The 13,370-nt window shown below is 69.1% G+C and carries 12 protein-coding genes; 9 read left to right on the top strand and 3 right to left on the bottom strand.

The features are described 5' to 3' along the window. From ABD743_RS17960 to ABD743_RS17925, 8 genes are all read left to right on the top strand, one after another. Positions 1 to 486, top strand: a 486-nt coding sequence (locus ABD743_RS17960) for an NADH-quinone oxidoreductase subunit H (protein WP_344723222.1), incomplete at its 5' end; no start/stop codon positions are given. Further along, positions 479 to 1,021, top strand: coding sequence for an NADH-quinone oxidoreductase subunit NuoI (nuoI, locus tag ABD743_RS17955; RefSeq protein WP_344723221.1), 543 nt, complete (start codon positions 479 to 481; stop codon positions 1,019 to 1,021). The genes ABD743_RS17960 and nuoI, both read left to right, overlap by 8 nt. Then, on the top strand, positions 1,018 to 1,839 hold the full coding sequence (locus ABD743_RS17950; RefSeq protein ID WP_344723220.1) for an NADH-quinone oxidoreductase subunit J: 822 nt from the start codon (positions 1,018 to 1,020) through the stop codon (positions 1,837 to 1,839). The genes nuoI and ABD743_RS17950 overlap by 4 nt, the downstream gene beginning before the upstream one ends. Further along, on the top strand, positions 1,836 to 2,135 hold the full coding sequence (nuoK, locus tag ABD743_RS17945; RefSeq protein ID WP_344723219.1) for an NADH-quinone oxidoreductase subunit NuoK: 300 nt from the start codon (positions 1,836 to 1,838) through the stop codon (positions 2,133 to 2,135). Before ABD743_RS17950 ends, nuoK begins: the two co-directional genes overlap by 4 nt. Before the next feature lie 181 nt (positions 2,136 to 2,316). Further along, positions 2,317 to 4,227 carry an NADH-quinone oxidoreductase subunit L gene (gene nuoL / locus ABD743_RS17940; RefSeq protein ID WP_344723236.1) on the top strand — a complete coding sequence of 637 codons (1,911 nt, stop codon included), beginning with the start codon at positions 2,317 to 2,319 and terminating at the stop codon, positions 4,225 to 4,227. Then, a complete protein-coding gene (locus ABD743_RS17935; RefSeq protein ID WP_344723218.1) occupies positions 4,224 to 5,852 on the top strand; it encodes an NADH-quinone oxidoreductase subunit M in 1,629 nt (542 codons plus the stop codon). Before nuoL ends, ABD743_RS17935 begins: the two co-directional genes overlap by 4 nt. Before the next feature lie 23 nt (positions 5,853 to 5,875). Next, complete coding sequence (nuoN, locus tag ABD743_RS17930) at positions 5,876 to 7,444, top strand: NADH-quinone oxidoreductase subunit NuoN (protein WP_379658903.1); 1,569 nt, start codon at positions 5,876 to 5,878, stop codon at positions 7,442 to 7,444. Between the two features lie 98 nt (positions 7,445 to 7,542). Next, positions 7,543 to 8,526 carry a polyprenyl synthetase family protein gene (locus ABD743_RS17925; RefSeq protein WP_344723234.1) on the top strand — a complete coding sequence of 328 codons (984 nt, stop codon included), beginning with the start codon at positions 7,543 to 7,545 and terminating at the stop codon, positions 8,524 to 8,526. Here the strand turns inward: ABD743_RS17925 and rarD are convergent. Continuing rightward, a complete protein-coding gene (gene rarD / locus ABD743_RS17920; RefSeq protein WP_344723217.1) occupies positions 8,502 to 9,431 on the bottom strand; it encodes an EamA family transporter RarD in 930 nt (309 codons plus the stop codon). The genes ABD743_RS17925 and rarD overlap by 25 nt on opposite strands. Positions 9,432 to 9,674: 243 nt before the next feature. On the opposite strand from rarD, the gene ABD743_RS17915 reads away from it, so the two are divergent. Further along, the gene (locus tag ABD743_RS17915; RefSeq protein ID WP_344723216.1) at positions 9,675 to 10,193 is read left to right on the top strand and encodes a hypothetical protein; all 519 of its coding nucleotides are present in this window, start codon (positions 9,675 to 9,677) and stop codon (positions 10,191 to 10,193) included. Between the two features lie 74 nt (positions 10,194 to 10,267). Here ABD743_RS17915 and ABD743_RS17910 read toward each other — a convergent pair whose 3' ends face one another. Together ABD743_RS17910 and ABD743_RS17905 are read right to left on the bottom strand one after the other, a co-directional pair. Further along, the gene (locus ABD743_RS17910; protein WP_344723214.1) at positions 10,268 to 11,341 is read right to left on the bottom strand and encodes a 2-oxoacid:ferredoxin oxidoreductase subunit beta; all 1,074 of its coding nucleotides are present in this window, start codon (positions 11,339 to 11,341) and stop codon (positions 10,268 to 10,270) included. Beyond that, positions 11,338 to 13,269, bottom strand: coding sequence for a 2-oxoacid:acceptor oxidoreductase subunit alpha (locus ABD743_RS17905; RefSeq protein ID WP_344723213.1), 1,932 nt, complete (start codon positions 13,267 to 13,269; stop codon positions 11,338 to 11,340). Before ABD743_RS17905 ends, ABD743_RS17910 begins: the two co-directional genes overlap by 4 nt. Positions 13,270 to 13,370: the final 101 nt, after the last annotated feature.

The raw sequence follows: 13,370 nt of genomic DNA, 5'->3' as shown, positions 1-13,370 counted from the left end.
GGTGGGCAGTGGCCGTGGCCGTTGTCGTTCCTCAATGCCAACGGGTGGTTGCAGTTCGTGGCGTTCTTGATCAAGACGTTCATCTTCTTGTTCGTGTTCATCTGGTTGCGGGGCACGTTGCCGCGGTTGCGGTATGACCAGTTCATGCGGCTGGGCTGGAAGGTGCTGGTCCCGGGCAGCCTGTTGTGGATCCTGATCATCTTCGCGATTCGTACGTATCGCACCAGTGGCACGGGCAGTGTCACCACGTTGTTGGTGGCGGTGGGTATCGGGTTGGCCGTGGTGTTGGTGGTGGCGTTCCTGGTGCCCGACCGGCGCGTCGAGGAGCCGGTGATCGAGTTGGCCTCGGATTACCCGGTGCCGCCGCTGGACCTGACGGTGCCCACACCGTCGCGCCACAAGCTACGCCCGCGCGCAATGGACGCCGAACCGGAACGAAAGCCGGTTCTGACGGGTGGTTCCTCCAAGGAGACCGACGATGTTTGAGTTCTTCAAGGGCTTCGGTGTCACCTTCTCGACGATGTTCAAGAAGGTCGTCACCGAGGAGTACCCGGAGAACTTCCCCCCGGCCGCGCCGCGGTACCACGGCCGCCACCAGCTCAACCGGCATCCGGACGGGCTGGAGAAGTGCGTGGGCTGCGAGCTGTGCGCCTGGGCGTGCCCGGCCGACGCGATCTACGTGGAAGGCGGGGACAACACCGAGGAGGCGCGCTACTCCCCTGGTGAGCGGTACGGAGCGATCTACCAGATCAACTACCTGCGCTGCATCGGGTGCGGGCTCTGCATCGAGGCCTGCCCCACCCGCTCGTTGACGATGACCAACTTCTACGAGATGGCCGACGACAACAGGCAGGACCTGATCTACACCAAGGAGCAGCTGCTCGCGCCGCTCCTGCCCGGCATGGAGCAGCCGCCGCACCCGATGCGCCTGGGCAAGGACGAGCAGGACTACTACGTCCAGGGTCCGCAGCTGGCGCGGAAGAACCCGGAGACCGACCCGGTGGGGGAGCAGGTCAGATGAGCGTGCTCGCGCAAGCGGCTTCCGACACCGTCGGTGTCGGCGAGGCCGTCGTCTTCTGGATTCTCGGCCCGATCGCGCTGGCCGGCGCGCTCGGCATGGTGTTCGCCCGCAACGCCGTGCACTCGGCGTTGGCGCTGGTGGGCACGATGTTCTGCCTCGCCGTCTTCTACATCGTGCAGCAGGCGCCGTTCCTCGGCTTCGTGCAGATCATCGTCTACACCGGCGCGATCATGATGCTGTTCCTGTTCGTGCTGATGCTCGTCGGCAGGGACAGCTCCGACTCGGTCGTCGAGGTGCTGCGCGGTCAACGGCTGGCGGCGCTCTGCCTGGGCGTCGGGCTGGCGGTGCTGCTGGTGGCCGCCATCGGGCGCTCGCTCACCTCCGTCACGTCGGTGGGGCTCGCCGCCAACGGCGCGGGCTACAGCGGCAACGTCACCGGGCTCGGCGCGCTGATCTTCACCAAGTACCTCTTCGCCTTCGAGCTCACGTCCGCGCTGCTCATCACGGCGGCACTCGGCGCGATGGTGCTGGCGTTCGCGCAGGGCAAGAGCCACGCCAAGCGCGGACAGCGCGAGACCGTGGAAGCCCGGCTCCGGGGTGAGCACGACCGGATCTCGCCGCTGCCGGGTCCCGGTGTGTACGCCACGGCCAACTCGGTGGCCGTCCCGGCCGTGCTGCCGGACGGTTCGATCGCCCCCGAGTCGCTCTCGGCGATCATCGACGGCACCCGCGTGGAGCCCGTCGACGAACCGCACCCTGACGCTCACGCCCTCACCGGTTCCCGGTCCACCGACGACACCTCCGAGGAGACCCGGTGAGCCCCACCTACTACCTGTTGCTCTCGGCGCTGCTGTTCTCCATCGGCGCGGTGGGCGTGCTGGTGCGGCGCAACGCGATCGTCGTGTTCATGTGCATCGAGCTGATGCTCAACGCCGTGAACCTGAGCCTGGTGACGTTCGCGCGGATCAACGGCCAGCTCGACGGCCAGGTGATGGCGTTCTTCGTGATGGTCGTGGCGGCCGCCGAGGTCGTGGTCGGTCTCGCGATCATCACGTCGATCTTCCGCACCCGCCGGACAGCGTCGGTCGACGACGCGAACCTGCTGAAGTACTGAGACTAGGAGTGCTCCCCGTGCTCACCCCGCACCAGTTGCCGCTGTCCCGGCGCGAACGTCGTCGGCCGGCGCCCACTCGTGACGTCCGTGCCGTGATCGGCGCGGCCACCGGCCGGAGCCCGCGGTGACCGCCGTGCTGGCCCAGGCCACCGAGCTTCCCGAGGTCGGTGCAGCCACCGGTATGGCCTCACTGGCCTGGCTGCTGTTCACACTGCCGGCGCTCGGGGCGCTCGTGCTGTTCGTCGCCGGGCGGCGGGCGAACGCATGGGGCCACATCCTCGGCGTGCTCACCGTCGTCGCGTCGTTCGTCGTCGGTCTGCTGATCTTCCTCGAGACCGTGTCGCTCGACCCTGCGCAACGCACGCGGGAGCTCTCGCTCTACGAATGGATCTCGGTCGGTTCGCTGCACATCGACTTCGGGCTGCGGCTCGACCCGTTGTCGCTGACCTTCGTGCTGCTGATCACCGGTGTCGGATCGCTGATCCACATCTACTCGGTCGGCTACATGAGCCACGACCCTGGTAGGCGGCGGTTCTTCGCGCAGCTCAACCTGTTCGTCGCGGCGATGCTGCTGCTCGTCCTGGGCAACAACTTCGTGATGCTCTACCTCGGCTGGGAGGGCGTCGGCCTGGCGTCGTACCTGCTGATCGGCTTCTACCAGGACCGCCCGTCCGCGGCCACGGCCGCGAAGAAGGCCTTCCTGATGAACCGCGTCGGTGACGTCGGGCTGGCCCTCGCGATCTTCCTGCTCTGGACGCAGCTGGGCACGGTCCAGTACACCGATGTGTTCGAGCGGATCGGCGAGGTCTCCACGCCGGCGCTGATCGCGATCACGCTGTTGCTGCTGCTCGGTGCCTGCGGCAAGTCCGGCCAGTTCCCGCTGCAGTCCTGGCTGCCGGACGCGATGGAAGGCCCCACTCCGGTCTCGGCGCTGATCCACGCGGCCACGATGGTCACCGCGGGCGTCTACCTGATCGCGCGGTCGAGCCCGATCTACAACCTCACGGAGACGGGCAGGCTGGTCGTCACACTCGTCGGCGTGATCACGCTCCTGATCGGGGCGGTCATCGGCTGCGCCTACGACGACATCAAGAAGGTGCTCGCGTACTCCACGGTCAGCCAGATCGGCTACATGATCCTCGCGGTCGGCCTCGGACCGGTCGGTTACGCGCTGGGCATCGCCCACCTGCTCGCCCACGGCTTCTTCAAGGCGGGGCTCTTCCTCGGTGCCGGGTCCGTCATGCACGCGATGCACGACGAGGTCGACATGCGCAGGTTCGGCGGCCTGGCCAAGTACATGCCGATCACGTTCGTGACCTTCGGCCTCGGCTACCTCGCGCTGATCGGCTTCCCCGGCCTGTCCGGCTACTTCACCAAGGACGCGATCATCGAGGCCGCGTTCACGGCTCCGGGCTGGCAGGGCTGGGTGTTCGGGCTGTCGGCCGCGATCGCCGCCGGTATCACCGCCTTCTACATGACCCGCCTGATGCTGATGACCTTCTTCGGCAAGAAGCGCTGGGAGGAGCTCCGCACGGCCGACGGCGAGGAGTACCACCCGCACGAGTCGCCGCCCTCGATGACGGGGCCGATGATCGTGCTCGCGATCGGCTCGGTCTTCGCAGGCTTCCTGCTCACCTACAACAACGTGCTGGCCATCTGGCTGGCCCCGTCGGTCGGTGAGCAGGTGGAGCCGGAGCACGCCGCCCTGTCGCACACCGCGGTCACGGTCCTCACCCTCGTGCTCGCCGCGCTGGGTGTGCTGATCGCCTACCTGCTGGTCGGCAGGCGGCCCACACCCGTCGAACGGCCCGAGCCGGTGTCGCTTCCCGTTCAGGCGGCCCGGCGCGATCTGTACGCCAACGCGATCAACGAGACGCTCATCGCGCGGCCGGGCACCTGGCTCACCCGCGCGCTGGTCTACGTCGACAACCGCGGGGTCGACGGCCTGGTCAACGGCACGGCCGCATTCCTGGGCGGTAGCTCGGGCCGCCTGCGCCGGCTGCAGACCGGGTTCGTGCGCTCCTACGCGCTGTCGATGCTCGGCGGAGGGGTGCTCGTCGTGGCGGCGCTGCTGGCGGTGCGGTTCGCATGAACGCCGGTTCCGTGAACTCAGGGGGAAGCGTGTTGCTCCTCGTTCTTCTGCTCCTTCCGCTCATCGGCGCGCTCGTGGTGGCGCCGATGAAGGAGAACCCGCGGCCGGCCAGGCTCGTCGCGCTCGGGTTCGCGCTGGTGGAGCTCGTGATCACCGTGATCACCTGGCTCTCCTACTCGGTGGCCGACGCCGCGAACGGCACGCGGTTCCAGCTCGAGCTCTCGGTGCCGTGGATCCCTGCCTTCGGCACACGGTTCGCGCTCGGCATCGACGGAATCGCGCTGGTGATGCTTGCGCTGATCGCCGTGCTGGTGCCGATCGTGATGGCGTTCTCCTGGGAGGAGAAGCTCCCGGAGGGCCGCACGAGGTCGGGCTTCTTCGCGCTGCTGCTCGCCACCCAGGGCCTGCTGGTCGGCGTGTTCGCCGCCACCGACGTGTTCCTGTTCTACGTGTTCTTCGAGGCCATGCTGATCCCGATGTACTTCATGATCGGGCGGTTCGGCGGCCCGCGCAGGCAGTACGCGGCGGTCAAGTTCTTCCTGTACTCGCTGCTCGGCGGGCTGATCATGCTCGCCTCGGTGATCGGCCTCTTCGTCGCGAGCGGCGAGCAGCTCGGCCAGGGCACCTTCACCTGGACCGAACTGCAGCGGATGGCGGCGTCGCTGCCGGAGTCCACGCAGATCTGGCTCTTCCTGGGCTTCTTCGTCGCGTTCGCGATCAAGGCACCGCTGGTGCCGTTCCACACCTGGCTGCCCGACGCCGGTGCCGAGGCGCCGGTCGGCGCGGGCGTGCTGCTCGTCGGCGTGCTGGACAAGGTCGGCACCTTCGGCTTCCTGCGCTACTGCCTCCCGCTGTTCCCGCTCGCGTCACAGCAGCTCGCGCCGCTGGTGCTCACCCTGGCCGTGATCGGGATCCTGTACGGCGGGCTGCTCGCGGTGGGGCAGACGGACATGAAGCGGTTCGTCGCCTACACCTCGATCGCGCACTTCGGGTTCATCGCGCTCGGGATCTTCGCGTTCTCCACGCAGGCGTTCGCCGGGTCCACGCTGTACATGGTCAACCACGGCATCTCCACGGGGATGCTGTTCATCGTGGTCGGCCTGCTCATCGCGCGTGGCGGGTCGCGGCTGGTCACCGACTACGGGGGCGTCCACAAGCTCGCCCCGCTGCTGGCCGGCACGTTCCTGCTCGCCGGGCTCTCGTCGCTGGCGCTGCCGGGCACCAACTCGTTCGTCAGCGAGTTCCTGGTGCTCGTCGGCTCCTACCCGCGCGAGCCCGTGTACACGATCCTGGCCACCGTCGGCATCATCTTCGCGGCGCTCTACGTCCTGTGGATGTACCAGCGCACCATGCAGGGCCCGGTGCGCGGCGCCGCCGTTCTCGGCGCGCTGGAGCGTGCGGGAGGCCCGGGCACAATGCTCGACCCCGGCGTCGCCGCCAAGCGCGGCGGATCCGGGTTCCCGGACCTGTCGAAGCGTGAGATCGGCGTGCTGACGCCGCTGATCGTGCTGATCATCGTGCTCGGGTTCTTCCCGGGTCCGGTGCTCGACGTCATCAACCCGTCCGTGGTGGCCACCATGAACGAAGTGGGTCTCACCGACCCGGTGGGAGGACAGTCCCGGTGACCAGCCTGGCTCAGGCGCCCCTGATGGCGCCGCCCATCGACTACGCCGCGATCGCGCCGCTGCTGATCGTGCTCGCCGCGGCGTGCATCTCTGTGCTGGTGGAGGCGTTCCTGCCACGCCACCAGCGCTGGCCTGCCCAGGTGACGCTGTCGATCGTCGCCGTCGGCGTGGCCGGGCTCGCGCTCGGCCTGTACGCAGGCGGCACTCCCGACGGCATCACCACGCTGGCCGACGCGCTGGCGGTGGACCGGCCCACGCTCTTCCTGTGGGGCACGCTGCTCGCGCTCGGCCTCGGCGGCATCCTGCTGATCGCCGACCGTTCCGTGGAGCCCGGGGGGGCGTTCGTCGCCTCGGCGGCGTCGCGGGCCGCGGTCGGTGCCGGCGGTGGTGGCGGAAGGCTCGACGTCCCGGAGGACCGCTCCTACGGCACGCCGGGCCTCGCGCCCACGATGCAGACCGAGGTCTTCCCGTTCACGCTGTTCGCGCTCAGCGGGATGATGGCGTTCGTCGCCGCGAACGACCTGCTCACGATGTTCGTCGCGCTCGAGGTGCTCTCGCTTCCGCTCTACCTGATGTGCGGGCTCGCCCGGCGCAGGCGGCTGCTCTCCCAGGAAGCGGCGGTCAAGTACTTCCTGCTCGGCGCGTTCGCGTCCGCCTTCTTCCTGTACGGCCTCGCGTTGATCTACGGCTACGCGGGCTCGGTGCGCTTCACCGACATCGCCACCGCGGCCGCCGGGTCGGCGCGCTCCGACGCGCTGCTGCTCGGCGGGCTCGCCCTTCTCATCGTCGGTCTGATGTTCAAGGGCTCGGTGGCGCCGTTCCACACCTGGACGCCGGACGTCTACCAGGGCGCACCCACGCCCGTCACGGCGTTCATGGCGGCCTGCACCAAGGTCGCCGCGTTCGGCGCCATCCTGCGGGTGCTGCACGTGGCCTTCGGGGACACGCGGTGGGAGTGGCGCGGGGTGCTCTGGGCGATCGTCATCGTGTCGATGGTGGTCGGTGCTGTGCTCGGTCTCACACAGACCGACATGAAGCGGATGATCGCCTACTCATCCATCGCACACGCCGGTTTCCTGCTGCTCGGTGCGATCTCGATCACAGAGCAGGGTGTCTCGAGCACGCTGTTCTACCTGCTGGCCTACGGCTTCACCACGCTTGCCGTGTTCGCCGTGATCAGCCTGGTTCGCAACGCCGACGGCGAGGCCACCCATCTCTCTCAGTGGGCCGGGCTCGCCAAGCGGTCCCCGGTGGTGGCCGGCGTGATGACGTTCCTCCTCCTCGCGCTCGCCGGAATCCCGCTGACCAGCGGATTCACCGCCAAGTTCGCCGTGTTCTCCGCGGCGCTCGCCGACGGGATGGCCCCGCTCGTGGTGATCGCGCTGGTGGCGAGCGCCATCGCCGCGTTCTTCTACGTCCGTGTGATCGTGCTGATGTACTTCAGCGAGCCGGCCGCCGACGGCCCGACCGTCACCGTGCCCGGAGCGTTCACCACGGCGGCCATCACCCTCGGTGTGCTGATCACGCTGCTGCTCGGAATCGTTCCGACACTGGCCTTGGACTGGGCGGGTGGCGGCGGGTTCGTAGGGTAGGTACGTCATCGAGCTCGCGGGCTCACACTGAACACAGCAGTGACGCTGAGGCGGCCGACGAGCGTCACCGAGGAGCGTGCGTGGGTACGAATGCGATTATGGGTGTCGAGCTCGGCGACGCCGAGCTCGCCGCGGCCACTGCCACAGGTCTGGACAGGGTCGAGGAGCTGCTGCGCCGCGAGGTGCGCAGCGACTACGGGTTCGTCACCGAGACGTCGCTACATCTCATCGATGCGGGCGGCAAGCGGTTCCGCCCGCTGTTCACGCTGCTCGGGGCGCAGATCGGGCCGCACCCCGACGTGCCCGAGGTCATCACGGCCGCGGCCGTCGTCGAGCTGATTCATCTGGCGACGCTCTACCACGACGACGTCATGGACTCGGCCACGATGCGCCGCGGGGCGGAGAGCGCCAACTCGCGGTGGGACAACAGCGTCGCGATCCTCACCGGCGACTTCCTCTTCGCCCACGCCTCACGGCTCGTCGCCGATCTCGGGCCCGACGCCGTGCGCATCATCGCCGAGACGTTCGCCGAACTGGTGACGGGCCAGATGCGGGAGACCCGTGGCCCGCGTCCCGGCGAGGACCCTGTGCAGCACTACCTGCAGGTGATCGCGGAGAAGACGGGGTCGCTGATCGCCACCTCCGGCCGGTACGGCGGCATATTCTCCGGCTGCCCGCCCGAGCACGTCGACGCGTTGCAGCGCTTCGGGGCCACGATCGGCACCGCCTTCCAGATCTCGGACGACATCATCGACATCGCGTCGGCCTCGGACAGGTCGGGCAAGACGCCCGGCACCGACCTGCGCGAGGGCGTGCTCACGCTGCCGATGCTGTACGCGCTGCAGGACACCGGTGCGGACGCCGACCGGCTCCGGGTGCTGCTGGCGCGGCCGCTCACCGATGACGCCGAGGTCGACGAGGCGCTCACGCTGTTGCGCACGGGTTCCGGGCTCGAGCGTGCGCGCACGACGCTCGCCGCCGAGGCCGCGAGCGCCCGCGCAGAGCTCGGGAAGCTCCCGGAGAGCCCCGCCGCCGAGGCTCTCGCCTCCCTCACCAGCTACGTGGTGGATCGCACGGGCTGACGCCCCGTCAGGCCACCTCGATCCGCGCGGGCGGCCCGCACCAGGTCGACGGTGAGGATCGCGAGCGCCACCCACACCAGGGCGAAGCCGGCCCAGCGCACGGCCGGCATCGCCTCGCCGACGACCAGCACACCCCAGAGGAACTGCAGCGTCGGCGTCAGGTACATGAGGGTGCCGAGCGTGGTGAGCGGGATCCGGCGGGCAGCGGCGCCGTAGAGCACCAGCGGGAGCGCGGTGACGGGGCCGGCGGCCATGAGCAGCACGATGTGCCACGCACCGTGGTTCACGAGCGTGCCCGTCCCGCCGATCTGCAGCACCACGATCAGCACGGCTGCGATCGGGCCCAGCACCACGCCCTCGGCCGTGAGGCCGGCCGCTGAGCTCAGCGGAACGGCCTTCTTCAGCAGTCCGTACACACCGAACGAGACAGCGAGTGCCAGCCCGAGCCACGGTGGGCTGCCGTTGCTGACACTGATGATCAGCACGGCCGACGTGGCGACGCCCAGTGCCACCCATTCCAGGGCTCGCGGGCGCTCGTGCAACACCAGGACCCCGAGAAGCACGCTGACCAGCGGACTCATGTAATAGCCGAGGGCGATCTCGACGACATGCCCGATCGCGACGCCGTAGATGAAAACACCCCAGTTCACGGCGATGCACACCGCTGCCGTCGTGACCGTCAACCAGTGGCGCAGCGCGAGCCCGCGCAGGTCGGACCAGCGGTGCAGCAGCGACAGGACCGCGGCCATCAGCACGAGAGTCCACAGGATCCGGTGGGCGAGCACCTCGATCGGTGCGGCCGGATCGAGGAGCGGCCAGAACGCCGGGAAGAGGCCCCACGTCACGTACGCCCCGACGCCGAGCACCACGCCGCGACGATCGAGATGGGTGAACGGGGCAGTCACCCTCCTATCAGAACATTCGACGCAGGCAGCTCCGCTGGCGCCACCGGTGTCGCATTGCGTCAGGTCACCGCTTATCGAGGCGGTTCCGGCCGAACGGGTGGTGGCCGTGCACTGTTCGTGTCGATTCGCCGAGAACTTTCACCCACGGGTGAACCCTCCGGCATGGTCCGATCGAGGGAGGGCGATGCGCGTAGCGAGCGTGGCCCTGACGTGCCGAGATCGTCGTCTCGAGGGGGGAACGACATGTGGTGGCTCGTCGGCCAGGTGTGGCTCCTGTGCGCGATCGCGTTTCTCGCCGGGGCCGGTGTGACGTGGCTGGTGTTCGTGCGGCCGGCGGTGCCACTGCGCCCCACGATCCTGCCCGGGCCCACCGGAATGGCGCCGTGGTCGGGCAAACCGCCGCCCCCACGACCCGCGCCCCCGACACCGACCGAGCAGCAGGAACCGCTCCGACCGCCCGTCGACCCGGCTCTCGCGGTGCTCGACCACGAGCGGGAGGTTGCCCGGCGCGAGCGGGAGCTCGCGCGGCGTCACAGGAGCATCGGCGAGGCCGCGGCAGCCGCGCTCGACGGGCTCGGCGTGGCTCCGGCGTCCCGGTCGTCCCCCGAACGGGGCGGACCGGACGGCTCCACGTGTGCGAAGGATGATGCACGAGCGGACGGGCGGGCTCGGTCCGGCGCCACGCCTCAGCGTCCGCGCAGGGCGACCACGCCGTCCGAGATACCGGCGCAGCGAGGCCCGGTCGAGCCGGCTTCGCCCTGACCGAAGCCAGAAATGCAAAGGGTCGGCCGACCGGATCGGTCGGCCGACCCGAAGCGGTCGGTCTCTCGTGTGCGTCAGCCCGCGACGGTCCAGGTGTCGCGACCGTTGATCAGGGCCTGCAGGTCGGCCGTGCGGGTGCGGCGGGCCTCGTCCACCTGCGCCCTGGCGGCGTCGTCGTAGGTGCTCCGCTCCGCGTTGCGGAAGATCCCCGTGACCGTGTGCGTGAGGTTCTGGTCGGACAGCCGGGACAACGCGAACGCCAGGTTGTGGTCGGTGGCGTCGTGCACGACCACCTTGTCGGCGCCGACCTCGTCGACCTTCGCCACGCCCAGGCCGAATCCCTCCTGGACGACGGCGTAGCTGCCCAGCCCGTCCTCGGCCTCGGGGCCGAAGCGGATGGGCTCGCCGTGCCGAACGGGGATGAGGCGCTCGGTGGCCTCCTCGCCCTTCCGCAGGACGTCGAAGCTGCCGTCGTTGAAGATCGGGCAGTCCTGGTAGATCTCGACGAGAGCCGTGCCGCGGTGTGCCGCGGCCGCGCCGAGCACCTCGGTGAGACCCTTGCGGTCGGAGTCGAGCGCCCGGCCGACGAACGTGGCCTCGGCCCCCAGAGCCACCGAGATCGGGTTGAACGGGTGGTCGACCGACCCCATCGGGGTCGACTTGGTGACCTTCCCCTCCTCGCTCGTGGGCGAGTACTGACCCTTGGTCAGCCCGTAGATTCGGTTGTTGAACAGCAGGATCTTGAGGTTGACGTTGCGCCGCAGCGCGTGGATCAGATGGTTGCCGCCGATCGAGAGGGCATCGCCGTCGCCCGTGACGACCCACACCGACAGGTCGGGCCGGGTGACGGCCAGACCGGTGGCGATGGCCGGGGCACGCCCGTGGATCGAGTGCATCCCGTAGGTGTTGAGGTAGTACGGGAACCGCGACGAGCACCCGATGCCCGAGACGAACACGGTGTTCTCGCGCTTGATCCCGAGGGTGGGGAGGAACTGGCGGACCGCGGCCAGCACGGCGTAGTCACCGCAGCCGGGACACCAGCGCACTTCCTGGTCGGAGGTGAAGTCCTTTGCCGTCTGCTTCTCGTCGGTCGTCGGGACGCCGTCGAGCCCACCGAGCTGCGGAAGCCCGAGGTCGATCGCGGTCATGCATGCACCCCATTGATGCGATTCGGGTTGATGCTGTGCGGGTTCAGGTAGTCCAGGAAGACATCCTGCAGTTCCTCGGCCTTGAAGGGCAGGCCTGAGACCTTCGTGTAGCTCTTGGCGTCCACGAGGTAGCGGGCGCGCAGCAACACCGACAGCTGGCCGAGGTTCATCTCGGGTACCAGCACGGTGCGGTAACGGGCGAGCACCTCGCCGAGGTTGGCGGGCAGGGGGTGGAGGTGGCGCAGGTGAGCCTGCGCGACCTTCTTGCCCATGGCGCGGACGCGGCGGGCGCCCGCACCGATCGGACCGTAGGTGGAGCCCCAGCCCAGCACCAGCAGCTCGGCGTCGCCGGTGGGGTCGTCGACCTCGATGTCGGGCACGGTGACGCCGTCGATCTTCGCGGCCCGCAGCCGGACCATGCGGTCGTGGTTGTCGGGGTCGTAGGAGATGGAGCCGCGTCCGTCGGCCTTCTCCAGGCCGCCGATGCGGTGCTCCAGCCCCGGTGTGCCGGGCACGGCCCACGGGCGCGCGAGCGTCTCGTCATCGCGCAGGTAGGGCCAGAACTCGTCGGTGCCGTTCGGCGCGTTCGTCTCTGTGGCGAAGTTCGGGTCGATGGCCTCGAGCGTGGACGCGTCGGGCACCTTCCACGGCTCGGAGCCGTTGGCGAGCGACCCGTCGGAGAGCAGCAGCACCGGCGTGCGATAGGTGACAGCGATGCGCACGGCCTCGAGGGTGGCGTCGAAGCAGTCGCCGGGCGAGCGCGGCGCGATGATCGGCACCGGCGCCTCGCCGTTGCGGCCGAACATCGCCTGCAGCAGATCGGCCTGCTCGGTCTTGGTGGGCAGACCGGTGGACGGGCCACCGCGCTGCACGTCCACGATCAGCAGCGGCAGCTCCAGGGCGACCGCGAGCCCGATGGTCTCCGACTTGAGCGCGATGCCGGGACCCGACGTGGTGGTGACACCGAGCGCGCCGCCGAACGCCGCACCGAGCGCCGACCCCACACCGGAGATCTCGTCCTCGGCCTGGAACGTGGTGACGTTGAACGACTTGTGCCGGGACAGCTCGTGCAGGATGTCCGACGCCGGGGTGATCGGGTACGAGCCGAGGAACACCGGGAGGCCGCTGACCTGGCCGGCGGCGATGATCCCGTAGGCGAGGGCGGTGTTGCCGGTGATCTGCCGGTAGGTGCCGACCTCGAGCTTCGCGGGCGCCACCTCGTAGGTGACCGCGAACGCCTCCGTGGTCTCGCCGTAGGCGTGACCCGCGCGGAACGCGAGGATGTTGGCCTCGGCCAGCTCCGGGCGCCGCGCGAACTTCTCGCGCAGGAACCGCTCCGTGCCCTCGTGCGGCCGGTGGTACATCCAGGACAGCAGCCCGAGCGCGAACATGTTCTTCGCCCGCTCCGCGTCCTTCTTGGACAGTCCCGTCTCCTCGAGGGCGCCACGGGTGAGGGTGGCCATCGCGACGGGGAACACGGAGAACTGCTCGAGGGAGTCGTCCTCCAGCGGGTTGGCCTCGTAGCCGACCTTCGCCAGGTTCCGCTTGCTGAATTCATCAGTGTTGACGATCAGCACGCCGCCGGGAGGAAGGTCACCGATGTTGGCCTTCAACGCGGCGGGGTTCATCGCGACCAGGACGTCGGGGCGATCGCCGGGGGTCAGGATGTCGTAGTTCGCGAAGTGCAGCTGGAACGACGAGACACCCGGCAGCGTGCCGGCAGGGGCCCGGATCTCCGCGGGGAAGTTGGGCAGGGTCGACAGATCGTTGCCGAAGGCGGCGGTCTCGGAGGTGAACCGGTCGCCCGTGAGCTGCATGCCGTCGCCGGAGTCACCGGCGAAGCGGATGACGACTCGATCGCGCTGGATTACCTCAGGGCCGCCGCCGGGTTGCGTTGTGGGCTGGTCGACGGCGGTGTCAGAAGTCATTCGAGGTCGGTCCTCGGGTCGTCGGAGCTTACTGAGGCTTGCCTTGGGAGGTTAACTCCCGCTACGTCTGAGTGTCCTCGCACCCCGGTGGATGTCACACC

The organism is Pseudonocardia yunnanensis, from assembly GCF_039534065.1.
GTDB lineage: Bacteria > Actinomycetota > Actinomycetes > Mycobacteriales > Pseudonocardiaceae > Pseudonocardia > Pseudonocardia yunnanensis.
The sequence above is the reverse complement of the archived record's forward strand: the minus strand, read 5'-3'. Positions and strand labels throughout refer to the sequence as shown.

Coding starts and splice junctions, on each gene's coding strand:
- nuoI (WP_344723221.1), top strand. CDS start 479: ATGTTTGAGTTCTTCAAGGGCTTCGGTGTCACCTTCTCGACGATGTTC.
- ABD743_RS17950 (WP_344723220.1), top strand. CDS start 1,018: ATGAGCGTGCTCGCGCAAGCGGCTTCCGACACCGTCGGTGTCGGCGAG.
- nuoL (WP_344723236.1), top strand. CDS start 2,317: ATGGCCTCACTGGCCTGGCTGCTGTTCACACTGCCGGCGCTCGGGGCG.
- ABD743_RS17935 (WP_344723218.1), top strand. CDS start 4,224: ATGAACGCCGGTTCCGTGAACTCAGGGGGAAGCGTGTTGCTCCTCGTT.
- nuoN (WP_379658903.1), top strand. CDS start 5,876: ATGGCGCCGCCCATCGACTACGCCGCGATCGCGCCGCTGCTGATCGTG.
- ABD743_RS17925 (WP_344723234.1), top strand. CDS start 7,543: ATGGGTGTCGAGCTCGGCGACGCCGAGCTCGCCGCGGCCACTGCCACA.
- ABD743_RS17915 (WP_344723216.1), top strand. CDS start 9,675: ATGTGGTGGCTCGTCGGCCAGGTGTGGCTCCTGTGCGCGATCGCGTTT.
- ABD743_RS17910 (WP_344723214.1), bottom strand. CDS start 11,341: ATGACCGCGATCGACCTCGGGCTTCCGCAGCTCGGTGGGCTCGACGGC.
- ABD743_RS17905 (WP_344723213.1), bottom strand. CDS start 13,269: ATGACTTCTGACACCGCCGTCGACCAGCCCACAACGCAACCCGGCGGC.